This is a genomic window from Aneurinibacillus thermoaerophilus (assembly GCF_900099925.1).
GTDB classification, from domain to species: Bacteria; Bacillota; Bacilli; order Aneurinibacillales; family Aneurinibacillaceae; genus Aneurinibacillus; species Aneurinibacillus thermoaerophilus.
Map to the genome: position 1 here is coordinate 16863 of NZ_FNDE01000006.1, position 26746 is coordinate 43608.

Genomic DNA, 26746 nt, shown 5'->3' on the forward strand with positions numbered 1-26746 from the left:
TATGGCAAAAGCAGGGGGAAAATGACATGATTGATTTTATTGAGGGACAGGTCGCCTATGTGGAAGCTGATTCAATTGTAATCGTCTCCCATGGTATTGGCTACCGTATATTTTCGGGGAATCCTTTTCAATATAGAGAGGGAGAAACAAGGCAGGTGCGTGTCTATACGCACCATTATGTGCGCGAGGATGCGATGCATCTCTACGGGTTCCCGACGCGGGGTGAGCGCGATTTGTTCCGCAAGCTGCTCGACGTCTCTGGCATTGGACCGAAGGGAGCGTTGGCGATGGTGTCAGCCGGAACACCTGAGCAAATTATCGCCGCTGTGGCCCGTGAGGATATCGGATTTTTGACGCGTTTTCCTGGTATCGGCAAAAAGACGGCCCAGCGTATTATTCTCGATTTGAAAGACAAGCTGAAGGCGATGTCAAACGTAGAACAAACGGCGCTGAAAGTGGCTGATCGGCTGGAGGCAACGGATCAGCCAACACTGCTTCATGCATTTGATGAGCCGAAGCAGGAAGCGATGGAGGCGCTCGCCGCGCTTGGCTACAGTCAGGCGGAAATTCAGAAAGCGATGAAAAAGCTGGAGAAAGAAGGGGCTGATTTGGCTTCTACCGATAAAATCGTAAAGCGTGCTTTGCAATTCTTTTTGACAACATAAGGGGGGAGATAGTATGGAAGAGCGAATCATATCTGCCCATGCGCACGATATGGAAGAATACAACATAGAATTCAGCCTTCGTCCCCGGTATCTGGCCGAATATATCGGCCAGAAGCAGATTAAGGAGAATCTGAAAGTATTTATTGAAGCGGCTAAGCTTCGGAATGAGGCGCTTGACCATGTGTTGTTGTACGGCCCGCCGGGGCTTGGGAAAACAACATTGTCCGCGATTATTGCCAACGAGCTGGGAGTCAATTTGCGAACGACATCAGGTCCGGCGATTGAGCGCCCTGGCGATTTGGCGGCGATTCTGACTGGTCTTGCGCCGGGGGACGTATTGTTCATCGATGAGATTCACCGTCTGCCGCGCAGCGTAGAGGAAGTGCTGTATCCGGCAATGGAGGATTTTGCGCTGGACATTGTCATTGGGAAAGGACCAGGGGCAAAATCGGTGCGTCTTGACCTCCCACCATTTACGTTGGTGGGGGCTACGACTCGAGCCGGAATGCTGTCCGCGCCACTGCGTGACCGATTTGGTGTAGTGAGTCGTCTGGAGTATTATGCCGTAGATGAACTCACATACATTGTGATGCGGGCGGCGGAGATTTTCGGCGTCGAAATTCGCGGAGAAGGAGCGGAGGAAATCGCACGGCGCTCTCGCGGTACGCCAAGGATTGCGAACCGCCTTTTGAAGCGGGTGCGCGATTTTGCCCAGGTTCAGGGCGATGGAGTGATTACCGGCGAGTTGGCCTGCGAAGCGCTGGAACGTATTCAAGTGGATCGGTTAGGACTGGACGAGATTGATCATAAATTGCTGTTATCTATTATAGACTTGTTCGGGGGAGGCCCGGTTGGGCTGGATACATTGGCGGCCACTGTGAGTGAAGAAGCGGAGACGATTGAAGATGTGTGCGAACCTTATTTGATGCAGATCGGTTTTTTGCAGCGCACACCGCGCGGGCGCGTGGCAACGCCGCTCGCGTACCAGTATTTCGGCAAGGAGGTGCCGGGCGTATGAATCCAGTAGCGAAAATGCTGATTGTTGTTGGAGTTGTATTGATTGTTCTTGGTTTTCTTTGGCAAGTAGGAGGACGTTTTCTGAATTTGGGGCGTTTGCCGGGCGATATCGTGATAGAAAAAGAAAATTTCCGCTTTTATTTCCCGGTAATGACCAGTATCGTTCTGAGTATCGTGCTTTCGCTTCTGTTTTATTTGTTCCGGCTGTTTCGTTGATAGACGAAAGCCACGAGCCCTCATCTTCGATGGCTCGTGGCTTTTTCTTCGTGAGTAAACAAGGAAACAACCGCGAGTTTTTCTCATGAGCGGCGTGCCGCAGCCTTAATCGACGCCACTTTCTGAAGTTTGGTCGGTTTAGCGACCGACGGCACCAATTGCTTGCGCCAGAAGAGCAGGGAAACCTGCATGACCGGGCCGATGAGAAATACTGAAAGTAGAGTGCCGATAAAGATAGGGCCGTGCACCAGCCAGCCAAGAAAAAGGGCGATGCCTTCCAGCATTGTGCGCACGCGGCTAATGGACCAGCCGAGGCGGTCGGACAGTACTAGCGTAAGACCGTCCCTCGGGCCGGCACCAAGGCCGGAAGCGACATACATGCCTGCGCCAAATCCCATAAGCACAATTCCGAAAATAAGCATAATGAGATTAAGCCAGAAATTGTGCAGAGAGGTAATGATATGCAGGGACAAAATCCAATTGATAAAGAAACCGATAAGGACAATATTGAGTACGGTGCCGACAGAAGGAAATTTACGTTCTAGATAGCAGGTAAGCGCGATAACAATAATGCCGACGATTTGCACCCATGTACCCATGGATAATGACGTCATTTGTGTAAGACCGATGTGCAGCACATCCCAAGAGTTAACCCCCAAACCTGCCTGCATCATTATGACGACACCTAGCGAAAGAATGAACAGGCCCGCGATAAACAAGATGAACCGTGTCAGATACCTGCCCGCTTTTTGGTGTTGGTTCATGTTGACAACCCTCCTTCTCTCCCATCCTTTTTATTTTTCATTTAAGTTTTTTACCATTTGCTCCAACACACAGGTGAATATCCTTAAATCTTCTTCCTTAATTCCTTTGAGTGCCTGCGTTTCTACCATTTCGGACGCTTTTTCCAAGACGGGAAGCATTTCATACGCTTTCTGCGACAATTTCACTTTTCGTTCACGTCTGTCTGTTCCTTCTTCACGGGTAATCCATCCCCCCTGTTCCATGCGGGCAAGCGTACGCGTCATCGTGGGCGGTTCTACACACAGCTCGTTGCATAGTTCAACTTGCGTAGATGTTCCGTTTTCCCGTAAACGAAGGATAACGGCCCATTGGGCATTATATAAATCGAGTGGAGCAAGGTGTTCATTCAACTTTTTAACAAAATGTCTGGCTGCCTGATTGATGCGGTGGCCGTATACATTCATAACACAAAAAACCCCTTATCACTAATTAATTACCTAGCTAAATATAAGGAAAAACAAGATAAATGTCAATATACAATGATGCTTCAGTTAACCATCGTCCGCTATTTATTATGGATTGCAAACGATGGATAGATTCCTGTAAAGTAAGAGGTATCGTATATAAATATAGCTTGATAGATCGGCATTCAATATTATGAAGGGGATAAAAATAATGAAACAGGAAAGCGGTTTGTTCGGCCATACCGAATGGCGGATTATTGATCAGACGAAAACCCATCCGTCTTTTCATGCGTTGTATTCCTTTGCGATGGATGATACGTTGTGCACATCAGTTCGCCTGCGACATAGTCCGGCGGTGATGCGTGGCTGGGTGCATCATAATAATGTCGTGCTGGGAAACGTGGACTATAAATTAAGCGGCATCCGAGAAGGACTGGCTTATCTGAAGGAAAAAGGATATTTGCCTATCGTACGTAACTCTGGAGGCGCAGCGGTTGTGCTGGACGCTGGCGTTTTGAATTTGTCGCTTATCCTTCCCGCTGAAGATGCATTTGCCGATATTCACGCTGGCTACCGGACAATGGCAGAGTTTATTCGCCTCATGCTAGAACCTTATGGCGTGCGAGTAGAGACGGGAGAAGTTGCTGGCTCTTACTGTCCGGGTGATTTTGACGTAAACATTGATGGGCGAAAATTCGGTGGACTGGCGCAGCGTCGAAGACGGGGCGCGGTAGCTGTGCAGGCGTTTTTGCTGGCCGATGGAAGCGGCAGTGCGAGAGCCGAGCTGGTTCGGGGCTTTTATGATAAAGCGGCATGTCCAAATGATACGTTTCCTTTTGTCCGCCCGGAGACAGTCGCTTCGTTATCCGAACTAATTGGACGGGAGATTTCCTCTCAAGATTTAATGCAGCGAGCGGTGAAAGTGATAGAGAGCCGAGCTGAGCGGGTCGAGTTCTCTCAGCTTTTGTCAGAGGAAACGGAAGAGTTTGCGGTTAATGTAGCTAGTATGGAAGCGAGAAATCCCCATTTATAAGAGAATCTGGTTATTTGATATTCATATTTTACTACATAGAGAATTCGCCAGGCGCAAAATTTGGTATAGACTTTGGATTTTTCTTAGTAAATTTTGGGCGACTTTCTTTCTTTTTGGACGTCTAATTTAATTAAAGTTGATAGAATAGAATTGTGGCACGAATGCCCAGTGTACAATTGTTAAAATATCAAATCAGGTGGATAGAGGAGAAAGGTTGCGAGAAAGATGAAACTGGGGAAAGTATTTTCGGTAGTTTTGAGTATAGGTTTGCTGTTGCCGTTTTCCGGCCAAGCGCAAGCGATGGACGAACCAATGGTGAGAGTAGAATTGGTGACTCCGTTTGCGTCAGGAAGTGAGGAAGCGTTAACGAATCTTTCATTTACGATAGAAAGCAATTATATCATAGAGAACCACCCGAATGTTATGTTGCTAGCAGGGCAGAAGTATTTTGTACAAATCGAAAATGGAACGCTTAGTTTATACCAATACGGGTCAATTGGTTTGCCTGTGCCGCTTCTGCAAGGGCAGAGCACAATTCGGGCTGTTCCGGTAATACAGGAAGCGAAAAATTCAATCATACAAGTGCAGGGAAAGAGTAAGAGCTTCAAGTACCGCGGAGCCATGGAATTTCAGCTTGGATATAAAGGAACGAAGCCCCGCATTATTCCTATTAACGAGCTTGGAATGGAAAACTATTTAAAAGGTGTTGTTCCGCGAGAGATGAGCGCTTCCTGGGAGCGGGAAGCGCTGAAAGCGCAAGCGGTTGCTGCCCGTACGTATGCTATGCGCCAAATGATAGCAAAGCACGGTGCGGCTATTAACGATACGACTCAATATCAGGCGTACCAGGGAGTCTCGATTGAGCATCCGAATTCCAACGCCGCAGTAGAAGAGACGAGAGGTCAAGTTCTTTCATATAATGGCGAATTAATCGAAGCGTTATATGCGTCTAGCAACGGCGGACATAGCGAAGCACCGGAGAATGTGTGGAAAAACTCTAAAGGCGCACCGTACTTAACAGCCAAGCCTGATCCGTATGACGCCAAAATTTCGCCGTATAAAAATTGGCAGGAGACGATGACCATTGCCCAGTTGCAGGAAAAACTTAAAAATCGCACGCCTGCGATTGGTACGATAAAAAAGGTAGAAGTAAAGCAAACGTATCCCTCTGGACGTATCGCTGATTTGATGATTGAAGGCGATAAAGGTACGGTACACTTGACCAAAGATGAGGCGCGTTCCGTGCTGGGCCTGAAAAGTTCATTGTATCATGTACAGGTCAATTATAATGCGCCTGTTTCGCCAAAAGAGTTGCTGTCCGCTTACAATGGGGTGACTACCGAGCGCAAAGACATAGGTTCATTAACAATAACAAACGGAACCACGGAAAAAACAGTCGCTGGTTCTGGGCTTGTGTTGCAAGGGGCCGATCAGAAAAAAACGCTCGATCAGGGAAGTAGCGATCCGGCAGTCAAACCGGTTTCAGTTACGTTTATTGGAAGCGGTTGGGGCCATGGTGTTGGCATGAGTCAATGGGGAGCAAGACAAATGGCCAAAGAAGGAATGAACTATCAGGACATTTTACAATTTTATTATGCTCCCGCACAAATTAGCGAAAATTATGAAGCAGGAAATTAACAGTTTTATGTCTATTCCTTGCACATAAGGGAAAAAATCGGTATGATAGAGGACGTTATACTGATGATTTAAAATAAAGCTGAGGGATAGGCCGTGAACGTCAACGATTTCGATTTTTATTTACCAGAAGAACTTATCGCGCAGAATCCGCTTCCGGAGAGAACCGCTTCCAGACTGCTTGTGCTGAACAAGCAGACAGGAGCAGTTGAGCACCGACAATTCACCGATTTGAAGGGATATTTAAAAGCCGGCGATACCCTCGTGTTAAATGATACGAGGGTAATTCCTGCCCGGCTTTTTGGCGTGAAAGAAGGAACAGGTGCCCATATTGAGGTGCTGTTGCTTAAACCGCTTGGTGATGATTGTTGGGAGACGCTTGTAAAACCGGGGAAAAGGGTCAAACCCGGCACGCGTATTCTCTTCGGCGATGGCTTACTTACGGCCGAATGCTTGGATAGTACGGAAGTGGGCGGGCGAATGATTCGTTTCGAATATAAAGGGATTTTCAACGAGCTTCTGGATCAATTAGGAGAAATGCCGCTGCCTCCGTACATTAAAGCGCAGTTGAATGATAGCGAGCGGTATCAGACCGTATATGCCAAGCATCGTGGTTCTGCAGCGGCGCCGACGGCGGGCCTTCATTTTACGAAAGAGTATTTGGCAGAGCTGAAGGCGATGGGGATAAATCTTGCGTTTTTGACGCTTCATGTTGGGCTTGGAACGTTCCGGCCGGTCATGGCGGAAACGGTGGAAGAGCACGAGATGCACAGCGAATATTATATGCTGAATGAGGAAAATGCTCGCATTATTAATGAAACCAAAGCGCGTGGCGGACGTATTGTAGCCGTAGGGACTACTTCCTGCCGCACGCTGGAGACCATCGGCAAAAAGCATGGCGGAAAGCTGGTCGCAGAAGAAGGCTGGACAAATATTTTTATTTATCCCGGCTATACGTTCAGCGTCATTGATGGACTTGTGACAAACTTTCACCTGCCAAAGTCAACTCTTGTCATGCTTGTAAGCGCACTTGCGGGACGTGAAAATATTCTTCGCGCCTATGAAGAAGCCATTCGTCTGAAATATCGTTTCTTCAGTTTTGGTGATGCGATGCTGATTTTGTAAGAAGTAGGAGGACATAACATTGGCAGTACGCTATGAATTGATTAAAACATGCAAGCAGACGGGAGCGCGGCTCGGGAAACTGCACACACCACACGGAACGATAGATACGCCGGTTTTTATGCCGGTAGGCACGCTGGCCACAGTGAAAACAATGACGCCAGAAGAGCTGAAAGAGATGAACGCACAGATTATTCTGAGTAATACGTACCATCTTTTTCTACGTCCCGGACATGAGTTGGTGGCGGAAGCGGGCGGACTCCATTCGTTTATGAATTGGGATCGGGCCATTTTGACCGATAGTGGTGGCTTTCAGGTATTTAGCTTAAGCAATCTGCGTGAGATCGACGAAGAAGGTGTAGCGTTCCGTTCGCATTTAAGCGGCGAAAAGCTGTTCATTAGCCCGGAAAAAGCGACCGAAATTCAAAATGCGCTGGGTGCGGATATTATTATGGCATTTGATGAATGTGCGCCATATCCGGCTGAGAGAGAATATGTCAGGCCTTCTATGGAGCGAACGACCCGTTGGGCAGAACGTTGCTTAAAAGCGCATAAGCGACCGCATGATCAGGCGCTGTTCGGAATTGTGCAGGGCGGTATGTATCGTGATTTGCGCGAGCAGAGCGCACGCGACATCACGTCCCTTGACTTTCCGGGTTATGCGATTGGCGGGTTAAGCGTGGGCGAGCCCCACCAGTTGATGTATGAAGTATTGGATTATACGGTGCCGCTTCTTCCAGCGAATAAGCCGCGCTATTTGATGGGTGTTGGTTCTCCGGATGCTTTGATCGAAGGGGCAATGCGAGGGATCGATATGTTCGACTGCGTGTTACCGACACGTATTGCGCGCAATGGTACGTGTATGACAAGCGAAGGTCGCCTGGTCATTCGCAATGCTAAGTATGCGCGCGATTTTACGCCGCTTGATCCGAATTGCGATTGCTACACCTGTCGTAATTATACGCGCGCGTATATTCGTCATCTTATCCGTTGTGATGAGATTCTCGGCGTACGTCTGACAACATATCATAACCTGTACTTCCTGCTAAACTTGATGAAGCAGGTACGTCAGGCGATTATGGAAGATCGTCTGCGTGATTTCCGGGACGAGTTTTTTGCGAAGTATGGCATCACAGAGACGCGAGGATTCTAGAATTTTTGGTATATGAAGCCCGCCTAGTTCTATGTTTTTTTTTAAAATAATAAAGAAAACGTTTTAGGAAAAAACGTGGACTGGCAAGAATATAAGTAATGAAAAAAGGAGGAATACCATGAGTGCGGGTATGCAGCAAGTAATTTTGTGGGTTGTATTGTTTGCTATCTTTTATTTTCTTTTGATTCGTCCGAATCAAAAGCGCCAGAAGCAGCGAAATGCGATGCTGGCCGCCCTGAAAAAAGGGGATCGTGTTGTCACAATTGGTGGATTGCACGGCACGATTGATTTAATCAACGATGAAAACAATACAATCGTAATCAATGCCGGCGGCCATAAGCTGACGTTTGAAAAGATGGCGGTACAGTCCGTCATCGGCGAAAGCGTGCAGAAGTCGCAATAGTAAAGAAAGCGGGAAGCGCTCATGCTCCCGCTTTTTTTTACCTCTTTGTTATATTTACTCCGATAATGCCTCCAATAGCGGCTATAAGGAAGGAAAGAAGAAGAGAGTAGAGGTGACTTACGCCGAATTTGGCGTCAAAACCAAGGAAGCTGAGCAGAAGCACGAAAAGGTAATAAAATAGTCCTGTCATTCCACCATAGTACCAGCCTTTTTCGCCTCCGCGCTTGCCGGATACAAAACCGCCGAAAAACAATGCCAGGCCATTTACCGCGTAAACAAAGGTGGGAAGGGAAGCTTCGCGCGTGCCAGTAAACGCAAGAATAAGTGAAAAAAGGACAGCACCGATGAATACAATGACAAACGTATAGATGAAGCCGGCTACTACTGGAAGCTTTACTTGACTTATTTTCAACATCGGACACACCTCGCTTTTTTGTACAAATCCTATGAACGAAATGGACGGATTATGCTCAGCAGATCTACCCGCTTCCTCTATAAATTCCATCTGAAAACACGGAAGAATTTTTCGAATGATGGTAAAATGAAAACAACTGCACAATGCTTTTTGCATTGCATTTCAGGGGGTGAAAATCCGTGATTAAAACATATTTTTATAATCATTCACAACAAACGATGCACCATGATGTCGATTTAAGCCAGGTGCATAGTTTTCTTCGTTCGCCGGAAGATTTGCTGTGGATTGATCTGTATGATGTAGGCAATGATGAACTACAATATGTGGCCGATATTTTCAACTTTCACCCGCTGGCGATCGAAGACTGTTTACATGTAAGTCCCCGCGCGAAAGTAGATGACTATGAAAACTATTATTTTTTCGTCATTCATGCGTTGAGGTATAACGAAGAGAGCGATAATGAAATTACGACGCTTGAATTAAATGTGTTTTTAGGTTCTAACTATATTGTTACGATTCATAAGAAGCCAATGCCAAGTATTGGGCGGATTGCAGCTGTTAGTCTGCACAGCAAAAAATACATGAATCGAGGCCCGGATTTTCTCCTGTATTCCATTGTAGACGGTATTACTGACGAGTATTTTCCGATTATGGATCGGATTAGCGCGCGGATTGATGAGTTAGAAGATGAGATGTATGAGCATCAGATGGAAGCCATTACGGAAGAGTTCCTGGCCCTAAAGCGTACCATTATCCTGATTCGTCGCGTAATTTTGCCGCAAAAACGGATTTTCGCACCGGTGAACGGAACTATGCTATTCAAAATTAATGAAGAAAATATTCCATTCTATATTGACTTGGTGGACCATCTTGAACGGCTTGTGGATTCCGCAGAGACGTCCCGCGATCTCGTAAACGGTGCGCTCGATACGTATTATTCGATCGTTAGCGCCAAAACGACTGAAACGATGCAGATTCTTACCATTATTTCCACCATTATGATGCCGCTCACTTTTATTACTGGTCTTATGGGTATGAATGTCCATTTGCCTGGACAGGATTCGCCTTACAGTTTCTGGGCGATTATGGGGATATTGTTTACGGTTATTGCTCTTATGCTTCTCTATTTTAAGCGCAAGCGCTGGTTGTAGCGAAATCAGCCTGTTCATCCATATCCCATTCTTCTTAGCAAAAGCGGCGTCCGTAAAGCATTCGGATCGCGTTCAAGGATGGAGACAGTTGTGGACGCTTCTGCGCTTTTGCTTGAACCGCTTATCGTTTAGACAGGAAGTGGGCGAGCGCCGGGCCGATCCACGGAATGCGTTCGACGTCCTGTTTACCGAGCACTTTGAGCCAGACGAGAAGAAGCGCATAAACAATAAGAGCAAGTCCGGTTCCGAGCAGTATCGCTTGCCAAAGTTCCATTACGTGTGACCAGTGACGCGTCATATGTAGCGCGGCGTAACTTGCCAGCACTACACTGACAATAACTTTTAGCAAATCTTTTATCTCGACTGTAAAGCCTGTTACTTTGCTAAGGCTGAAGAAATGGAGCAATGTCACCGATAAAATACTGATATTCACCGACAGAACCACCCCGTCGAATCCGAATTCCGGACGGGAAGCGAGCAGGAAGATGGCCGCTGTTTTTAATAATGCCCCGATAATGGTGTTTCGCATGGCTACTCCTGCGTAATCAAGCCCTTGTAACGCAGCCTGAAGCGGTGCCTGAAAGTACAGGAAAATCGAGTAAGGGGCCATCAGTTTAAGGAAATGTCCGACTTTTTCGTCATGATACAGCAAAGAAGCAAGCGGTTCGGCAAATACGTAAAGCAGGGCGGCGCATGGGGCGCTGATGACAAGCGCCAGCCTTATCGACTGATAGATGCGGCGGTGGATAAGCTGATCGTTTTTTTGCGCTGCCGCTTCCGCGACGGCAGGAACAAGCGAAACCGAGAGCGAATACGTAATAAATGTCGGAAAAATTAAGAGAGGAATCGCCATTCCAGCCAATTGCCCGTAAAAGCTGGTTGCGGCGCTGGCTGAAATGCCGGCGAGCATCAAGCTTTGCGCCACGATAATTGGTTCGATAAAAAACGTAAGGGAAGACACAATCCGGCTTGTGGTTACCGGAACGGAAATATCGAGCAGACTGCGGAATGTTCCGCGGTTCCGCTCCAACGTTTCGGACAGGCTGCGCTGCTGGAAAATCCGCGGTAGACGTTGCCTGCGAAATTGCAAGAGCAGGCTCAACATTCCGCATCCTTCCCCGATAACCACGCCCACCATCGCGCCGGCCGCCGCATATTCAACGCCGCGCGGCATAAGCCAAGAAGCAAGAATAATAACCGTAAACATGCGAACGATTTGTTCAACCACTTGCGAACTGGCTGTTGGTACCATGTTTTGTTTGCCCTGGAAGTACCCGCGCAATACGGAGGAGACAGCGACAAGCGGAACGATGGGAGCGATGGCGATCAGCGGGTAAAACGCTCGTTCATCCGTAAGAAAGTAACGCGAGATAATGGAAGCGCCGATAGTCATGACAGCAGTAAATATCAGGCTAAGTATTGAAACGATAACGAGCGAAATTTGCAGAATGGAGCGGACTTTTCCGCTTTCGCCCCGCGCGTCCGCTTCGGCAACCAGCTTGGACACCGAAACGTTCAGGCCGAATGTCGCGAGCGAAATAATAAGAATTAGCGTTGGTACCGCCATCTGGTATAGGCCAAGCCCTTCTGCGCCAATGATGCGGGCCAGCATAATGCGGTTGATGAAGCCCAATACTTTTACAATCAGGCCGGCGAGAACAAGAATTATCGTTCCTTTGATAAACGTTTGTTTCGTCATCCTATGCCCTCACTTTTCTCATGCGTATTTGTTGACAGCATATGCATGTACCCTGTGCAAACATGCCTTAAACTAACTTGTAAGAACAGGAGGCTTTGTGAAATGGCAAACTATCCGCTTGACGAACAGTTGGCTTATGTATGCGAAATCAAGGCACAGGAGTTCGCCATGCTCGGCTATGAGGATATTACAATAGAGGAAATTTGGGAGTGTGTATCAGAGAAATATAAGGAAATGCCCCCGCTTTATAAAATTGTCAACGATATTTTGTCACTAAAACCCGGTCTCTGGATGAATTGGATGACGATGCGCGCCTATCGGGAAGAACCGCTAGCAATCGACTTGAAGAAAGTGGAATGATTTGTAACAGTCTATTTAAGAAACCAATCGCTTATTTATGCGTAAAAGAAAAACGAGCCGTATTGATATTTGTCATATGCGCTCGTTTTTCTTTTTGTTCTTACGTATGATGCGGGGACTAAAAGACGAGCTTGTCTGTCAGCTGTCTTATTTTCCATTGGACCTTAAATTGACAGTAAAAAATAAGGGCGACTATAATAGAGTGTATTGGTTGAAAAAGGAGGAAGTACGGCTAATGATTAATTGGAGTCGGATCGTCACTTTTCTCCTTATTACGCTGCTTGTTTTCGGCGTGATTGGAGTGTATGGGGAAAAAGTGGCGAAAAGCACTACGCTCGGTCTCGATTTGCGCGGAGGATTTGAAATCTTATACGAAGTGTCTCCGCTTGAACCGGGTGCCAAAATGACGCAGCAGACGGTGAAAGATGCGGTTTATGCAATCGAGAGACGCGTCAATGTACTTGGTGTAACCGAGCCTGAGATTACGGTGGAGGGGACGAATCGGATTCGCGTTAAGTTGGCCGGTGTGCATGATCAGGAGCAAGCGCGCAACGTAATTGGTAAGCCTGCCAATTTGACATTCCGTGACATGCAGGGTCATATCCTGATGAAAGGATCGGATCTTGCAGAGAACGGGGCTAAAGGTGTATTGGATCCTCAGACACAGCAACCGGTTGTTACTCTGCAGTTTAAAGACGCGAAAAAATTCGCTGAAGTTACGCAGAAGTATGTGGGACAGCCGATGGGGATTTATCTTGACGAAAAAATGCTGACTGCGCCTACCATCCGCGAAGTGATCCCGAACGGAAGCGCTCAGATTGACGGTCAGGAAAGCATACAGGAAGCGAAAAATTTGGCTGCTTTGCTGAATGCGGGCGCGCTGCCGGTAAAAATGAAAGAAGTGTTCTCGACAAGCGTTGGCGCGAAGCTGGGCACTCAATCATTGCAGAACGGAATTAAAGCCGGGGTTATCGGAATCGCCCTTGTATACATTTTTATGCTGGCAGTATATCGTCTGCCGGGCGTTATCGCCTGCATCATGATTTCTGCTTATATGTTTCTTTTGCTGCTCGTGCAGAACTTGATGGACGTTACGCTGACGCTGCCGGGAATCGCGGCGTTTATTCTTGGGGTCGGCATGGCGGTGGACGCCAATATTATCATGTATGAGCGCATCAAGGAAGAGCTGCGCAGCGGCAAAACGATTCTGTCGGCGCTTAGGGTAGGCTCCCAGCGTTCGTTGAGCACGATTCTCGACGCGAACATTACGACCATTATCGCAGCGCTTGTGTTGTTCCAGTTTGGTTCTAGTTCGGTAAAAGGCTTTGCCGTCATCCTGATTCTGAGTATCGTGATGAGCATGCTTACATCAGTGGTGGGAAGTCGGCTCCTGCTGAACTTGGTGGTACGTTCCAATCTGTTCAAAAAACCGGCGTATTTCGGGGTAAGGGAGCGTGACATCCGTGAACTCTAATTTTGATTTCGTGAAAAACCGAAAATATTACTTTATTGTTTCGCTTATCTTGGTTCTCATCGGCGTGGTTTCGCTTTTGACGATGGGGATGAATCTCGGCGTCGACTTTAAGGGCGGTTCGCGCGTTCAGGTGCACGTCGGCAAGACGTTTTCTGAGGAGCAGATCAAAAAGGACGCGGAGCAGCTTGGATTGAAGCCGGGCAGTGTTACGACCGCCGGTGACAATCGGGACATTGCGGTCATTCAGTTTGCGGACCCGATTACGAAAGAGGACTATGCGAAGCTAACCAAAGCGATGCAGAGCAAATACGGAAAACATGTCGATCTGCAACAGAGTACAGTTGACTCTATGGTTAGCCGTGAGCTGGCGCGTTCCGCGCTGTATGCGGTGCTTATCGCTTCCATAGGGATTATTATCTATATTACCATACGCTTTGAGTTTAAGTTTGCTTTTGCGGCTGTCCTCGCGTTGTTGCACGACGCGTTTCTTGTTATTACGATTTTCAGCCTGTTCCACATCGAAGTGGACTTGCCTTTCATTGCGGCGATTTTGACGATTGTTGGTTATTCGATTAATGACACGATCGTTATTTTTGACCGCATCCGCGATAATTTGAAGAAGACAAAAATCAAAAAGATTCAGGACATTGAGGACATGGTGAATCTCAGTATTCGTCAGACGCTCACACGTTCTATCAATACGGTTCTGACCGTGCTTGTATGCGCGATTGCCCTCTTCATTTTCGGCGGCGAAAGCATCCGTTCGTTTACGCTTGCTTTGATTATCGGCCTTGTATTCGGGGCGTACTCATCTATCTTTATCGCCAGCCAGATTTGGGTATCGCTAAAAGAGCGCGAATTGAAGAAAAAGAAAAAATTGGCGCCTGCTAATAATGAAGCGTAAGACCAGCCATACTACAGGGAGATAGAAAAAAGAGGGTGACCCAAAAGGAACTAAAAATTTCCTTTGAGGGTTCACCCTCTTTTTTTTAAATATAAAAGAGAATCGCTCCATTTGGCAAAATTGAAGTGACGAAACAACAACCACCAAAGGAACGGTTCTCTTATGAAACATGATCATATTTCCTTTTTCTGAACCGTTGGGACAACGGGGTTAGCTTGGTAAATTGCTAAACGTATCTGCGTTGGCAGGTATTACCCAAGAAGCCCCCACTTCAAGCGATAGCTAAGTGGTGGGGAGTCCACCGTAAAGATTATCTTAAAACATGTTACGTTCGTACAAGTCAGAAACAGTGCGCCATTTGCTATTAGTGAAAGCTTGAGAAAGATTGAAGCTTTGACTTATGCCTCGTCCTTCAATAGACATATACGCATACTTCTTGGAACGTTGCTGAAGACGTTCCATTGTTTGTTGGTACGCTTTTTCATCCAACAAACCTAACTCCCCGGCTCTTTCTTCTACTTGAACAAACAGTTCGCTAGTTCCGTTTGAACGCTTCCAGTTTGCATCTGCTGTAGATACTTGCTTAACGTTATCTGGATTTATGGGTTCTTTCGTATTTAACATTGCATCCTTAAAATCTTGATATTTTCCCTTATATCCATAGAAAGCGTGAAGAAAAAAGTAACCAGATCTCATTTCTAAATCAGAACGACTTTTTAGGAATCCTGTATCCATTTTATAACTCCTTTATTTAATTGCTTTTCTTACCACTAATAATATCGGATAAATTCAAATAATTGATTTGCATTTTTTTACTTTAATCTACAATAAAATGTTATATAATGGTTTTTTAAATCCATATCAAACTATTTTTGGTAGATAAAAGATGAAGAAAAAGTTTAAGCTTTCCATTCTTGCAACTTTAATGTGTTTCAGCATCTCTGGTATTATCCAAGCTGCTACACAAGCGGAAAAAAAGACTGATAAGGAGTTGTCAGTAGTTGAACATTTTGAAAAAGATACAAAGAAGAAGTATCCGAACTTGGAAATTAAACAGATAACACCGGAGGAATCAATTAAAATCAAGGAAGAAATGCGCACGAAAGTAGAAAAAGAAGCAAAACAAGAAGTGCAGCTATCTGGCATTAGTGCATTTGACTCCGCGCCGCCTGTTACAGTTCTATATATTGATCAAATTGTATGGGACGAGCCGAACGGCCATAAGTATATTTATGGTGATTTAACAGCTCCTGCTATAAAAGGATACACTGAAATGTCATTATGTGATTGTGGATGTGAAAATTAGCCTGGATGCCAATATTACGGTAGAAGAAGGGCGCCGTATCGGAAAACATGTAAAAAAAGCATTACTGGAGAATTTTTCGAACATGCAGAATGTATTTGTACATGTCAACCCGTATGCACGCACCCTTGAAGACGATCTGCAACGTATCCCCTTTTACAAAACGGAAACAAATGAACACGAAGGTTCGATTTTGCATTAAACGGCAGTTGCCCAATTTTTCCCCCCTCTAGTATAATGAACAAGTGTTTAGAGGGAGGTGGGGAAAGACGTTGGTAAAATCTAAGACCCGCTGGAAAATAGAAGAAATTGATCAAGAGCTTGCACTGCGCTTGCAGCAGCGATTACATATTCCACCGCTAATTGCCCAACTTCTTGTTGGACGAGGTATTTGTACGTTGGAAGAGGCTGAAAAATTCCTGGGTGGCAGCGTGCACGACTTTTATGATCCTTTTTTGTTGGACGGAATGGACACAGCTGTCACCCGTGTGAAGGAAGCGATTGAAGCGGGAGAAACGATTTTGATTTACGGCGACTATGACGCAGACGGCGTGACCAGCACCAGTATTATGATTCACACGATGCGCATGGCGGGCGCGACGTTTCAATATTATATCCCAAACCGGTTTACAGAAGGGTACGGATTGAATGAGGGGGCACTTACGAAAGCAGCGGAAAATGGGTTTGCGGTTGTGCTGACGGTCGACACGGGAATCAGCGCGGTAAAAGAGGCGGAACTCGCGAAAGAACTCGGCCTTGATCTGATTATTACTGACCATCATGAGCCACCTGAGGTGCTGCCGGATGCGTACGCGGTAATTAATCCAAAGAAGCCCGGTTGTCCGTATCCGTTTAAAATGCTGGCCGGAGCTGGAGTCGCTTTTAAATTTGCACACGCTTTGCTCGGCGAGTTTCCGTATCACTTGCTCGAAATTGCCGCCATTGGAACGATTGCTGACCTCGTTCCGCTTGTTGATGAAAACCGCCTTATTTCTAAACTGGGTCTAAAAGCGCTTGAGCATTCTGCTAATCCTGGCATTCAGGCGTTGAAGAAGGTGTGCGGTATCGAAGGCAAAGTTTCTGCTTATCACGTCGGATTCGGTATAGGTCCGCGCATTAACGCAAGTGGACGGCTGGAAACGGCGGATCGAGCGGTCAAAATGTTTATTACGAACAATCCGGAAGATGCCGAAAAATACGCATATGAGCTGGACATGCTAAACAAAGAGCGACAGGATCTGGTGGAAGCGATTGCAGCGGAGGCGGAGCAGCTAGTGCTTGCGATGCCGGAGGAAGAAACGAATGTACTAGTCGTGGCGAAGGAAGGATGGAACGAGGGCGTGATCGGCATCGTCGCTTCTAGGCTTGTAGAAAAGTTTTACCGTCCAGCGATCGTGCTTAGCGTCAAGGCGGACGAAAACAAGGCAAAAGGGTCGGCACGCAGTATTGCCGGCTTTAATATGTATGAAGCACTCACAGAATGCGATGATATTTTGCCGCATTACGGCGGCCATCCAATGGCAGCGGGGATGACGCTCGCGGTTTCCGATGTACCAGAATTGCGCCGTCGTTTAAACGAATTGGCGCGAGATTGGCTAACGAAAGAAGATTACATTCCGATTACCAAAGTGGACGCTGTATGCCGGCTTGCTGACGCGAATCTGGAGACGATTGAGCAGCTGGAGCGGCTTGCTCCGTTCGGTGTTGGCAATCCCAGCCCTCGCATTTTGATCGAAGACGTAGAAATTGTGGATCTGCGCATCATCGGCAAAGATGGGAACCACATCAAATGCCAGTTCCATCAAGATGGTGTCACGCTGGATGGAATCGGTTTTAAAATGGCCGATATTAGCGCCGACCTGTCGCTTCGTGATGAAGCAAATATTGTGGGCGAACTGGCGGTGAATGAATGGAATAACCAGCGCAGAGTCCAGTTTATTTTGAAAGATTTGGCCATACCGGGAATGCAGATCTTCGATTGGCGCGGTACGCGCGGTAAGGCGGATAAGTTAAAAGCCTTGGACGGGGAGGTGCGTGCACGTGTCGTCGCGTTTCGGCCGCGCGGACAGGAACAGCTAGAGCGGCAATCCGCTTCTTGGCGCACGCTTTATCTTGAGCCGAAGCCAGGGACGCGCCAGCTTGTGCTATATGATTTGCCGCGTTCTTTCGCTGAGCTGAAAGAAGTTCTGAACGCTTGTTCGACCTTGGAGCGGCTGTATTGTCTGTTCGGGGAGGAGCCGGATTCTTTGCCTGCTTTGCCTTCGCGTGAGCAGTTTAAAGAAGTGTATAAGGCGGTTTATCAGCATAAAAAACTGGCGCATAAAGACATTCCGTTGCTTGCCAAAGCGAAGAAGCTTATGCCGTCGGCTGTGTCTTTCATTCTGGAAGTTTTTCTTGAGCTTGGTTTTCTTTCCGACGACGGAGAAGTGTACGAGCTAGTGAAAAAAACGGAAAAGCGGGATCTGACCGAATCCCGCGTTTACCAGCGGAAGAAAGAAGCCCTGGAACTTGAAACCGAGCTGTTATATTCTTCATATCAATCATTGCGTGCGTTTTTGAAGCAATTGGTGCTACAGGACGCCGGGACAAAGGAGAAGATGTATCATGGACTTTAAAGAAAAAATTCGGGTCATTCCGGACTATCCACATGAAGGCATTCGCTTTAAGGATATTACGACACTTTTAAAAGATGGCCCGGCTTACAAAGCTGCCATTGAAAAATTGGCCGAATTTGCACGTGAGAAAAAGCCGGATCTTATTGTAGGGCCGGAAGCGCGCGGCTTTGTTGTAGGTTGTCCGCTTGCCATTCAACTTGGAGCCGGATTTGTGCCGGTTCGCAAAAAGGGGAAACTGCCTTGTGAAACCGTCCAGGCGGAGTACTCCCTCGAATATGGAAAAGATGCGCTTGCGATGCACAAAGACGCTATTCAACCTGGGCAGCGTGTACTTATTGCTGATGATTTGCTTGCTACCGGCGGGACAATTCAAACGACGCTTAACCTTGTTAAGCAGCTTGGCGGCGAAATCGTTGGCTTTGCTTTCCTGATCGAACTTACGTATTTGAACGGCCGCGAGAAACTTGGTGATGAACACGATATCTTTACATTGATACAGTATTGATTTTGCGACCCTTTCGCGATGCAGACAAACATCCTTCCTCACACATGACAAGGAAGGATTTTTTCCTTCCTCTTTACTTTCCCATGTAATTCACAGATAATAAAAGGTAATATTCTAGGGGAGTGACAAAGGAGATTAATGTCATGAGCACCGAAACGACGATTGAGAGCGCGATCGATCAAGTCATAGAAAAAGCAAAGGCGTATTTACCGGAAAAAGATGTCGAATTTCTTTGGAAGGCTTATGAATTCGCGCGTAAAGCCCATGACGGGCAGGTGCGGAAATCAGGAGAACCATATATTATCCATCCGATTGCAGTAGCCGGCATTCTGATTAATTTGCAGATGGATGCGGTTACGGTGGCCGCCGCGTTTTTGCATGATGTGGTAGAGGATACGGAAGTAACGAGCGAACAGATTGCCGAAGAATTTGGGACGGAAGTGGCAAATCTGGTTGAAGGCGTTACGAAGCTTGGACGGATTAAGTTCAAATCAAAAGAGCAGCAGCAGGCGGAAAACCACCGGAAAATGTTCCTCGCTATGGCGAAAGACTTGCGTGTCATGCTAATTAAGCTGGCAGACAGGTTGCACAATATGCGGACGCTTAAGCATCTTCCGGAAGCGAAACAGCGCCAGATTTCGGATGAGACACTAGAAATTTTTGCACCGCTGGCACATCGACTTGGAATCGCTTCCATTAAATGGGAGATGGAGGACACGGGCTTACGCTACATCAATCCGCAGCAATATTATCGAATTGTCAATTTAATGAAAAAGAAACGGGCTGAACGGGAGAAGTATATTGAAGGTGTTATCAAGACACTTGAAGAGAAGCTGAAGGAAATTAATATCAAGTCGGAGATTTCCGGACGCCCTAAACATATTTATAGCATCTATCGTAAGATGGTTAAGCAAAACAAAGAATTTAACGAAATTTATGACTTGCTGGCCGTTCGAATTATTGTGGATGATATACGCGATTGTTACGCAGCGCTTGGGATCGTTCATACGCTGTGGAAGCCGATGCCAGGCCGATTTAAAGATTACATTGCCATGCCAAAAGCGAATATGTACCAGTCGCTCCATACGACGGTTATCGGGCCTAATGGTGAACCGCTGGAAGTGCAAATCCGCACATATGAGATGCATAGGATTGCCGAGTACGGTATTGCCGCTCACTGGGCCTATAAGGAAGGAAAAACAGTCGGGGATGAGAACAGTTTTGAGCGGAAGCTGTCTTGGTTCCGTCAAATTTTAGAATGGCAGAATGAGACGAGAGATGCGCAAGAGTTCATGGAGTCATTGAAAATGGACTTGTTTGCCGATCACGTATTTGTTTTTACGCCAAAAGGGGATGTCATCGAATTACCAAAAGGCTCTGTTCCGCTCGATTTTGCCTACCGCATTCACTCTGAAGTCGGCAACAGGACGATTGGTGCCAAGGTCAATGGCAAAATTGTTCCGCTTGATCATGAGCTGAAGACAGGAGATATCGTCGAAGTTCTTACTTCGAAGCATAGCTATGGGCCGAGCCGCGATTGGTTGAAGATTACGAAGTCTTCCCACGCCCGCAACAAAATTAAGCAGTGGTTCAAGAAGGAAAAACGGGAAGAAAACGTGGCAAAAGGCCGTGAAATGGTAGAAAATGAACTGAAGAAAAATAACTATGAACCGAAAGAGATCATGACTGCGGAAAATTTGCAGGAGGTAGCGAACAAGTTTAACTTTCAGGGTGAAGAAGATATGTTTGCCGCGGTTGGATACGGTGGCATTACAGCGGCGCAAATCGCTACCCGTCTGACGGACAGAATTCGTAAAGAGCGAGAAGAACAGCAATCCAACGTAACCGAGATTAAGCAGGATGCGCCGCGCAAGCGTCCGGATCAGGGAGTAAGCGTAAAAGGTGTCGATAATCTGCTGATCCGTTTTTCGCGCTGCTGTAATCCCGTACCAGGTGATGACATTGTTGGGTTTATTACGCGTGGTCGCGGAGTTTCTGTCCATCGCCAGGATTGCTTGAATATTCAAGCCTGTAGTGAAGAAGATAGGGCGCGCCTTATTTCGGTTGAATGGGACGCCGATCTTAAACATGAGTACAATGTGGACATCGAAATTACCGGTCATGACCGAAGCGGTTTGTTGAATGAAGTGCTGGCGACGGTAGCTGATATGAAGACGAGGATTACGGCCGTTTCTGGCAAATCGGATAAAAATCGTGTGGCGAAAATCAATATGACGATTTCCATCCAGAATTTAGATCATCTTCACAAGGTAGTGGAGCGGATCAAGAAAATTCGCGATGTGTATTCCGTTCGTCGTGTAATGAATACGTAGAAAGGACTGGCACACAATGCGAGTAGTTGTTCAACGTTCCAAACGAGCATCCGTTACAGTAAATCATAAGATGATCGGCAAAATTGACAGCGGGCTTGTTCTTTTGGTTGGCATTACGCATAATGATACGAAGAAAGATGCGGAGTATGTCGCGGAAAAAATCGCCAATTTGCGCATTTTTGAGGATGAGAACGGAAAGATGAACCGCTCTGTAAAAGATGTGTGCGGGGCGATTCTTTCCGTTTCGCAGTTTACGCTGTATGGCGATACGCGCAAAGGACGTCGCCCCAGCTTTGTGGAAGCAGCTCGACCTGAGCAGGCGCAACCGCTGTATGATTTTTTTAATGAGAAGCTTCGTGAGCAGGGCTTGAAGGTCGAGACCGGTATCTTTGGAGCAATGATGGAAGTAGCTCTTATCAATGATGGACCGGTTACCTTGATTGTCGAAAGTCCCCCCTGTTCTTCTCGTTCGCTACCCTCTTAACGGAAAGTGCTGATAAAGGAGTTATTTCATGATTATACAGGTAGTAGGTGCGGCGGAATTATTCCGCCAGCCGTTAGAACATATTGTTCAACTGTTTTTTGAAGAAGCACAGATTTGGTTTGGAATAAGTGCGGAAGATAGAACGCCGGATGTAAATATCGAGCTTACGCTTACAGGGGAACAGGAACTGTACGCGCATGCCCGCCTGACGGAAAAGCGGAGCGGAAAGGTATATGAAGCATCGTATTTGCGCCGGATTTCGTATTGTCAGGAGGATAAAGAATGGCGAAAACAGGCCAAGCAGGTGATAAGCCACCCGCTGCTTGACGTGTTGGAACGCTATACGGGTATTGAACAGCCCTGGGGCATTCTCACCGGAATCCGGCCAACGAAGCTGTTGCATCGCAAAGTTCAGCGAAATGTACCGCGTGAGCAAGCGCACCGTGAGTTGCGCGAGGATTTTTTGATTCGCCAGGAAAAAATTGATCTTATGCAACAAATCGTTGACCGCCAGTTGACGATGGTGCCTGACTTGTATCATTTGCGGGGAGAAGTCAGCATTTATATCGGCATTCCGTTTTGCCCGACCAAATGTGCGTATTGCACGTTTCCAGCCTATGCGATTAGCGGAAAGCAGGGCTCTGTTGACTCCTTTCTCGGCGGATTACATTATGAAATGCGCGAGATCGGACGCTGGCTAAAAGAGCATGATATGAAAATTACAACGATTTATTTCGGAGGGGGGACGCCAACAAGCATTACCGCCGAAGAGATGGATAGGCTATATGAAGAAATGTACGCTTCTTTCCCTCATATGGATAAAGTACGAGAGCTTACGGTGGAGGCGGGCCGCCCGGACACAATTACGCTAGAAAAGCTGGAAGTGCTGAAAAAATGGAAGATTGACCGTATTAGCATCAATCCGCAATCGTATATTGAAGAAACACTGAAAGCTATCGGGCGTCACCACACGGTGCAGGAAACGATCGATAAGTTCCGCCTCGCACGCGAAGCTGGGATGAACAATATCAACATGGATTTGATTATCGGTTTGCCTGGCGAAGGTGTGACTGAATTTGAACATACGCTTGCGGAAACGGAGAAGCTAATGCCGGAGTCGGTGACGGTGCATACGTTATCCTTTAAGCGCGCTTCGGAAATGACACGCAATAAAGAAAAATACAAAGTCGCAAGCCGCGAAGAAATCCAGGAGATGATGAAGCGGGCGGAGGAATGGACGAAAGCGCGCGGCTATGTACCATACTACCTTTATCGCCAGAAAAATATCCTTGGGAATTTGGAGAATGTTGGTTACGCAAAGCCGGGTCAGGAAAGCCTGTACAATATTATGATCATGGAAGAAATGCAAACCATTATCGGTCTGGGATGTGGCGCGGCCAGCAAATGGGTTCATCCTATGACCGGGGCTATTTCCCGCTTTGCCAATCCGAAAGAGCCGAAAGCTTACAACGAAAACTACAAACATTACACTGAAGCCAAAATCAAAGTTCTTGATGATTTGTTTGGAATCAAGACAGGAGTATAATCCCCCACTCTTGACAAACACTGTCGAAATAAGTAATATAAAAAACAATTGTGACAAAAGGATATTGATCTGATGAAGGGCACAAAGTAGTCAGGAAGTACTGCCGCACAGAGAGGAATGTCAGAGGCTGGAAGCATTCCCGACAGCTCTTGATGAACGACAACCCGGAAGACCTTGTGGAAACAAACACATGGCGTGTTCCCGCGTTACGGGATATAGAGCGGGATATTTATATATCCAAGCAGGGTGGTACCACGGGAATAAATAGCAATCTCTCGTCCCTGACAACTGTGTCAGTGGCGGGAGATTTTTTAATGTGGAAGGAGACAGGAGAAAAAAGGTCGGATGCAATCGTCGAACCGCTCATTCTTCTTCCATGTTTATACATTTTTAATTTTTAAGGAGGGCCAATGATGATCCAGGTTCCACGAGGAACAGCTGATGTTCTGCCTGGCGAGATCGAACTGTGGCAGTATATTGAAGATAAGGCGCGAGACATTTGTCGTCGTTACAATTATTCGGAAATTAGAACGCCGGTTTTTGAACATACTGAGCTGTTTCAGCGCGGTGTCGGCGAGACGACGGACATTGTGGAAAAGGAAATGTACACGTTTGAAGACCGAGGCGGCCGCAGTCTAACCTTGCGCCCGGAGGGGACCGCTTCGACGGTACGCGCTTACATTGAACACAAAATGTATGGCTCCCCGCAGCAACCAACAAAACTATATTACATAGGACCCATGTTCCGTTACGAGCGCCCGCAGGCGGGCCGGATGCGCCAGTTTACGCAGTTTGGTGTCGAAGCGATTGGCAGCAATGATCCAGCGATTGACGCGGAGGTCATTGCGCTGGCAATGCGATTGTACGAAGAACTCGGCCTGAAAAAACTGCACGTTGAACTCAACAGCTTGGGTGACGCGGAAAGCCGCAAAGCGCACCGTGAAGCGCTCATCAAACACTTTACGCCACACATCCATGAGTTTTGTTCCGATTGTCAGTCGCGCCTTACGCGTAATCCACTGCGTATTCTTGATTGCAAAAAAGATGCGGACAAAGAAGTAATGAAAACGGCGCCTACTATTCTTGATTATTTAAATGAAGCATCCAAGTCGTATTTCGAGAAAGTGAAAAAGCATCTGGATGATTTAGGAATCGCATATGTAGTTAATCCGAATCTGGTACGTGGTCTTGACTATTATACACACACTGCGTTTGAGATTATGGAACGCGGCATCGGCGCCGTCAGCACCATCTGCGGTGGCGGACGTTACAACGGCCTTGTGCAGGAAATCGGCGGCAACGATATGCCAGGAATCGGTTTTGCTATGAGTATTGAGCGGGTGCTGCTCGCGTTGAAAACCCAAGGCGTAGAACTTCCAATTGACCAAGGACTGGATTGCTTTGTCATTGGCCTTGGGGAAGCAGCGGAGGAGAAGGCGTTTCTGCTTTTGAACGAGATGCGCCGTCAAGGGCTTACTGCTGATAAGGATTACTTGGGTCGGAAGATGAAGGCTCAGATGAAAGCGGCAGATCGTTTGCAGGCGAAAGTTGTGGTTATCATAGGAGAGGATGAACTTTCGCGGGATATCGTCGTTCTCAAAAACATGGAGACAGGCGATCAGCAGGAAGTGGCTTTTGACAAAGTTATAGCAAAAGTCCAGGAAATTACTAAAAACGATAAGCAAGGAAGGTAGGAAGAGAAATGGAATTCCAACAACGAAACGTATTTTGCGGCACGCTCCGCAGAACAGATGTGGGCAAAGAGGTTGTCTTAAACGGATGGGTGCAGAAGCGCCGCGACTTGGGGGGGGTTATCTTTGTCGATTTGCGCGATCGTACGGGTATTGTGCAAATCGTATTTAATCCTGAGATTAATCCGGAAGCGCATGCGGTTGGTGATAAGCTGCGCAGTGAATATGTTGTCAGCGTAAAAGGAAAAGTCGTAGAGCGAGATCCGGAAACAGTGAATCCGAACTTGGAAACCGGGGAAATTGAAGTACAGGTAAATGAAATTGAAATCATTAACCAGGCAAAAACGCCACCGTTCTTTATTGAAGATAATATCGATGTAGATGAACAAATTCGCTTAAAGTATCGTTATTTGGATCTGCGTCGTCCGGAAATGTATAAAACGATGGAACTGCGCCATAAAGTGACGAAGTTGTTCCGCGATTATCTGGATAGCAAAGGTTTTCTTGAAATCGAAACGCCTATGCTTACCAAAAGTACGCCGGAGGGAGCGCGTGACTATCTGGTGCCTAGCCGCGTGAACCCGGGTGAATTTTTCGCGCTGCCGCAGTCGCCGCAGATTTTTAAGCAATTGCTGATGGTGGCGGGCTATGAACGCTATTTCCAAATTGTGCGTTGTTTCCGTGACGAAGACTTGCGTGCAGATCGCCAGCCGGAGTTTACACAGGTCGATATTGAGACATCGTTCCTTAACATGGAGGAGTTAATGTCCATGATGGAAGAAATGATGGCAAAAGTTTGCAAAGAAGTGCTCAATATCGACATTGAAACACCGTTCCAGCGCCTAACATACGCGGAAGCTATGGATCGTTACGGCTCAGACAAGCCTGATCTTCGCTTCGGTATGGAATTAGTAGATATCTCGGACATCGCAGAAAACTGTGGCTTCCAGGTGTTCAGCAGCACAATGAAAAAAGGCGGGCAAGTAAAAGGCATCAACGTAAAAGGGTGCGCGCACTACTCCCGCAAAGATGTGGATGAATTGATGAAATTTGCGGGCCGCTATGGTGCGAAAGGCCTGGCATGGATGGCGTTTAAAGATGATGAAATAAAAGGGCCGATCGCCAAATTTTTTACGGAAGAAGAAATTGCCGCTATCAAAGATCGCATGCAGGTAGAGAACAATGACCTGTTGTTATTTGTGGCGGACAAGCCGAAAGTCGTGGCCGATTCTCTCGGTGCGCTGCGTCTGAAATTCGGTAAAGAGCTCGGTCTCATTGATGAAAGCAAGTTTGCCTTTGCATGGGTTGTGGATTTCCCATTGCTTGAATGGGATGAAGAGGCAAAGCGGTATGTGGCGCTGCACCATCCGTTTACCCGCCCGCGTCCGGAAGATGTGGAATTGTTCGATACCGATCCTGGGAAAATTCGCGCTCAAGCGTACGACATGGTACTGAACGGTTTTGAGATCGGCGGCGGCAGCATGCGTATTTATAAGCGCGATGTGCAAGAGAAAATGTTTAAAGCGCTTGGCTTTAGCCAGGAAGAAGCACAGGAGAAATTCGGCTTCCTTCTGGATGCATTCGAGTATGGTACGCCTCCGCACGGCGGTATCGCGTTTGGCCTGGATCGTATCGTAATGATTTTGGCCGGTCGAAGCAGTCTGCGCGACACGATCGCATTCCCGAAAACGGCAAGTGCCCGTGATTTTATGACGGACGCACCGAGCACGGTCGATCCGAAGCAGTTGGAAGAGTTATCGATCCGCGTTTTTATGCCAAAGAAGTCAGATGATAAATAAGTAACTTGGTAATAA

At 47.0% G+C, this 26746-nt stretch carries 25 protein-coding genes, 1 pseudogene and 1 other annotated feature; of the genes and pseudogenes, 21 read left to right on the plus strand and 5 right to left on the minus strand.

The window, feature by feature from the left end; genetic code table 11:
* The first annotated feature begins 26 nt into the window (after positions 1–26).
* Genes ruvA through BLR88_RS04915 form a run of 3 tightly spaced genes read left to right on the plus strand, consistent with a single transcriptional unit; the run spans position 27 to position 1898 of the window.
* Positions 27–665, plus strand: a complete 639-nt coding sequence (gene ruvA / locus BLR88_RS04905) for a Holliday junction branch migration protein RuvA (RefSeq protein WP_057897916.1) — start codon at positions 27–29, stop codon at positions 663–665.
* A 13-nt stretch (positions 666–678) separates the two neighbouring features.
* Positions 679–1683 (plus strand): Holliday junction branch migration DNA helicase RuvB, encoded by a 1005-nt coding sequence (ruvB, locus tag BLR88_RS04910; RefSeq protein WP_057897917.1) that lies wholly within the window; start codon positions 679–681, stop codon positions 1681–1683.
* On the plus strand, positions 1680–1898 hold the full coding sequence (locus BLR88_RS04915; protein WP_057897918.1) for a DUF2905 domain-containing protein: 219 nt from the start codon (positions 1680–1682) through the stop codon (positions 1896–1898). Before ruvB ends, BLR88_RS04915 begins: the two co-directional genes overlap by 4 nt.
* An 83-nt stretch (positions 1899–1981) precedes the next feature.
* On the opposite strand, the gene BLR88_RS04920 is transcribed toward BLR88_RS04915, so the two are convergent.
* Together BLR88_RS04920 and BLR88_RS04925 are read right to left on the minus strand one after the other, a co-directional pair.
* Positions 1982–2662 carry a YczE/YyaS/YitT family protein gene (locus BLR88_RS04920; RefSeq protein WP_057897919.1) on the minus strand — a complete coding sequence of 227 codons (681 nt, stop codon included), beginning with the start codon at positions 2660–2662 and terminating at the stop codon, positions 1982–1984.
* Positions 2663–2692: 30 nt separating this feature from the next.
* Positions 2693–3106, minus strand: a complete 414-nt coding sequence (locus BLR88_RS04925) for a MarR family winged helix-turn-helix transcriptional regulator (RefSeq protein ID WP_057897920.1) — start codon at positions 3104–3106, stop codon at positions 2693–2695.
* A 211-nt stretch (positions 3107–3317) separates the two neighbouring features.
* On the opposite strand from BLR88_RS04925, the gene BLR88_RS04930 reads away from it, so the two are divergent.
* The 5 genes from BLR88_RS04930 (at position 3318) to yajC (ending at position 8452) form a co-directional block, all read left to right on the plus strand.
* Complete coding sequence (locus tag BLR88_RS04930) at positions 3318–4139, plus strand: lipoate--protein ligase family protein (protein ID WP_091260096.1); 822 nt, start codon at positions 3318–3320, stop codon at positions 4137–4139.
* 225 nt (positions 4140–4364) lie between these two features.
* The gene (locus BLR88_RS04935; RefSeq protein WP_091260098.1) at positions 4365–5777 is read left to right on the plus strand and encodes a SpoIID/LytB domain-containing protein; all 1413 of its coding nucleotides are present in this window, start codon (positions 4365–4367) and stop codon (positions 5775–5777) included.
* A 93-nt stretch (positions 5778–5870) separates the two neighbouring features.
* A complete protein-coding gene (queA, locus tag BLR88_RS04940) occupies positions 5871–6899 on the plus strand; it encodes a tRNA preQ1(34) S-adenosylmethionine ribosyltransferase-isomerase QueA (RefSeq protein WP_057897923.1) in 1029 nt (342 codons plus the stop codon).
* Between the two features lie 19 nt (positions 6900–6918).
* A complete protein-coding gene (gene tgt, locus BLR88_RS04945) occupies positions 6919–8049 on the plus strand; it encodes a tRNA guanosine(34) transglycosylase Tgt (protein ID WP_057897924.1) in 1131 nt (376 codons plus the stop codon).
* Positions 8050–8167: 118 nt separating this feature from the next.
* On the plus strand, positions 8168–8452 hold the full coding sequence (gene yajC / locus BLR88_RS04950; protein WP_057897925.1) for a preprotein translocase subunit YajC: 285 nt from the start codon (positions 8168–8170) through the stop codon (positions 8450–8452).
* Between the two features lie 37 nt (positions 8453–8489).
* Here yajC and BLR88_RS04955 read toward each other — a convergent pair whose 3' ends face one another.
* Positions 8490–8867 carry a TIGR04086 family membrane protein gene (locus BLR88_RS04955; RefSeq protein ID WP_057897926.1) on the minus strand — a complete coding sequence of 126 codons (378 nt, stop codon included), beginning with the start codon at positions 8865–8867 and terminating at the stop codon, positions 8490–8492.
* Between the two features lie 179 nt (positions 8868–9046).
* Between BLR88_RS04955 and corA the strand changes: the two genes are divergently transcribed.
* Positions 9047–10018, plus strand: a complete 972-nt coding sequence (corA, locus tag BLR88_RS04960; protein ID WP_057897927.1) for a magnesium/cobalt transporter CorA — start codon at positions 9047–9049, stop codon at positions 10016–10018.
* Positions 10019–10139: 121 nt separating this feature from the next.
* On the opposite strand, the gene spoVB is transcribed toward corA, so the two are convergent.
* Positions 10140–11717, minus strand: coding sequence for a stage V sporulation protein B (spoVB, locus tag BLR88_RS04965; RefSeq protein ID WP_057897928.1), 1578 nt, complete (start codon positions 11715–11717; stop codon positions 10140–10142).
* A 102-nt stretch (positions 11718–11819) separates the two neighbouring features.
* On the opposite strand from spoVB, the gene BLR88_RS04970 reads away from it, so the two are divergent.
* The 3 genes from BLR88_RS04970 to secF all read left to right on the plus strand — a co-directional run bounded on the left by BLR88_RS04970 (position 11820) and on the right by secF (position 14455).
* Positions 11820–12077, plus strand: a complete 258-nt coding sequence (locus BLR88_RS04970; protein WP_057897929.1) for a post-transcriptional regulator — start codon at positions 11820–11822, stop codon at positions 12075–12077.
* A gap of 235 nt (positions 12078–12312) precedes the next feature.
* Complete coding sequence (secD, locus tag BLR88_RS04975) at positions 12313–13551, plus strand: protein translocase subunit SecD (protein ID WP_091260099.1); 1239 nt, start codon at positions 12313–12315, stop codon at positions 13549–13551.
* 10 nt (positions 13552–13561) lie between these two features.
* A complete protein-coding gene (secF, locus tag BLR88_RS04980) occupies positions 13562–14455 on the plus strand; it encodes a protein translocase subunit SecF (RefSeq protein ID WP_236781962.1) in 894 nt (297 codons plus the stop codon).
* Between the two features lie 315 nt (positions 14456–14770).
* On the opposite strand, the gene BLR88_RS04985 is transcribed toward secF, so the two are convergent.
* Complete coding sequence (locus tag BLR88_RS04985) at positions 14771–15190, minus strand: hypothetical protein (protein WP_091260101.1); 420 nt, start codon at positions 15188–15190, stop codon at positions 14771–14773.
* 151 nt (positions 15191–15341) lie between these two features.
* Here BLR88_RS04985 and BLR88_RS04990 point away from each other — a divergent pair, with 151 nt between their 5' ends.
* The 9 genes and pseudogenes from BLR88_RS04990 (at position 15342) to aspS (ending at position 26731) form a co-directional block, all read left to right on the plus strand.
* On the plus strand, positions 15342–15761 hold the full coding sequence (locus BLR88_RS04990) for a hypothetical protein (protein ID WP_057897931.1): 420 nt from the start codon (positions 15342–15344) through the stop codon (positions 15759–15761).
* A pseudogene (locus BLR88_RS04995) lies at positions 15733–15960 on the plus strand (cation transporter dimerization domain-containing protein); the annotation flags it as partial. The gene BLR88_RS04990 and the pseudogene BLR88_RS04995, both read left to right, overlap by 29 nt.
* A gap of 70 nt (positions 15961–16030) precedes the next feature.
* Positions 16031–18373, plus strand: a complete 2343-nt coding sequence (recJ, locus tag BLR88_RS05000) for a single-stranded-DNA-specific exonuclease RecJ (protein ID WP_057897933.1) — start codon at positions 16031–16033, stop codon at positions 18371–18373.
* Positions 18363–18878 carry an adenine phosphoribosyltransferase gene (locus BLR88_RS05005; protein ID WP_057897934.1) on the plus strand — a complete coding sequence of 172 codons (516 nt, stop codon included), beginning with the start codon at positions 18363–18365 and terminating at the stop codon, positions 18876–18878. The genes recJ and BLR88_RS05005 overlap by 11 nt, the downstream gene beginning before the upstream one ends.
* A gap of 143 nt (positions 18879–19021) precedes the next feature.
* Entirely contained in the window at positions 19022–21211 is a 2190-nt protein-coding gene (locus BLR88_RS05010; RefSeq protein WP_057897935.1) for a RelA/SpoT family protein, read from the plus strand.
* Between the two features lie 16 nt (positions 21212–21227).
* A complete protein-coding gene (gene dtd / locus BLR88_RS05015; protein WP_057897936.1) occupies positions 21228–21695 on the plus strand; it encodes a D-aminoacyl-tRNA deacylase in 468 nt (155 codons plus the stop codon).
* A gap of 28 nt (positions 21696–21723) precedes the next feature.
* Entirely contained in the window at positions 21724–23241 is a 1518-nt protein-coding gene (locus BLR88_RS05020) for a coproporphyrinogen III oxidase (protein WP_057897937.1), read from the plus strand.
* Positions 23242–23304: 63 nt separating this feature from the next.
* Positions 23305–23527 (plus strand) — a binding site (T-box leader).
* A gap of 124 nt (positions 23528–23651) precedes the next feature.
* A complete protein-coding gene (gene hisS / locus BLR88_RS05030; RefSeq protein ID WP_057897939.1) occupies positions 23652–24935 on the plus strand; it encodes a histidine--tRNA ligase in 1284 nt (427 codons plus the stop codon).
* Positions 24936–24943: 8 nt separating this feature from the next.
* A complete protein-coding gene (gene aspS / locus BLR88_RS05035; RefSeq protein ID WP_057897940.1) occupies positions 24944–26731 on the plus strand; it encodes an aspartate--tRNA ligase in 1788 nt (595 codons plus the stop codon).
* The last annotated feature ends 15 nt before the right edge of the window (positions 26732–26746 follow it).

Coding starts and splice junctions, on each gene's coding strand:
- BLR88_RS04955 (WP_057897926.1), bottom strand. CDS start 8,867: ATGTTGAAAATAAGTCAAGTAAAGCTTCCAGTAGTAGCCGGCTTCATC.
- BLR88_RS04925 (WP_057897920.1), bottom strand. CDS start 3,106: ATGAATGTATACGGCCACCGCATCAATCAGGCAGCCAGACATTTTGTT.
- aspS (WP_057897940.1), top strand. CDS start 24,944: ATGGAATTCCAACAACGAAACGTATTTTGCGGCACGCTCCGCAGAACA.
- yajC (WP_057897925.1), top strand. CDS start 8,168: ATGAGTGCGGGTATGCAGCAAGTAATTTTGTGGGTTGTATTGTTTGCT.
- BLR88_RS04915 (WP_057897918.1), top strand. CDS start 1,680: ATGAATCCAGTAGCGAAAATGCTGATTGTTGTTGGAGTTGTATTGATT.
- BLR88_RS05010 (WP_057897935.1), top strand. CDS start 19,022: ATGAGCACCGAAACGACGATTGAGAGCGCGATCGATCAAGTCATAGAA.
- BLR88_RS05005 (WP_057897934.1), top strand. CDS start 18,363: ATGGACTTTAAAGAAAAAATTCGGGTCATTCCGGACTATCCACATGAA.
- ruvA (WP_057897916.1), top strand. CDS start 27: ATGATTGATTTTATTGAGGGACAGGTCGCCTATGTGGAAGCTGATTCA.
- BLR88_RS04990 (WP_057897931.1), top strand. CDS start 15,342: ATGAAGAAAAAGTTTAAGCTTTCCATTCTTGCAACTTTAATGTGTTTC.
- dtd (WP_057897936.1), top strand. CDS start 21,228: ATGCGAGTAGTTGTTCAACGTTCCAAACGAGCATCCGTTACAGTAAAT.
- hisS (WP_057897939.1), top strand. CDS start 23,652: ATGATGATCCAGGTTCCACGAGGAACAGCTGATGTTCTGCCTGGCGAG.
- spoVB (WP_057897928.1), bottom strand. CDS start 11,717: ATGACGAAACAAACGTTTATCAAAGGAACGATAATTCTTGTTCTCGCC.
- ruvB (WP_057897917.1), top strand. CDS start 679: ATGGAAGAGCGAATCATATCTGCCCATGCGCACGATATGGAAGAATAC.
- secD (WP_091260099.1), top strand. CDS start 12,313: ATGATTAATTGGAGTCGGATCGTCACTTTTCTCCTTATTACGCTGCTT.
- BLR88_RS04930 (WP_091260096.1), top strand. CDS start 3,318: ATGAAACAGGAAAGCGGTTTGTTCGGCCATACCGAATGGCGGATTATT.
- BLR88_RS04970 (WP_057897929.1), top strand. CDS start 11,820: ATGGCAAACTATCCGCTTGACGAACAGTTGGCTTATGTATGCGAAATC.
- BLR88_RS05020 (WP_057897937.1), top strand. CDS start 21,724: ATGATTATACAGGTAGTAGGTGCGGCGGAATTATTCCGCCAGCCGTTA.
- BLR88_RS04985 (WP_091260101.1), bottom strand. CDS start 15,190: ATGGATACAGGATTCCTAAAAAGTCGTTCTGATTTAGAAATGAGATCT.
- BLR88_RS04935 (WP_091260098.1), top strand. CDS start 4,365: ATGAAACTGGGGAAAGTATTTTCGGTAGTTTTGAGTATAGGTTTGCTG.
- BLR88_RS04920 (WP_057897919.1), bottom strand. CDS start 2,662: ATGAACCAACACCAAAAAGCGGGCAGGTATCTGACACGGTTCATCTTG.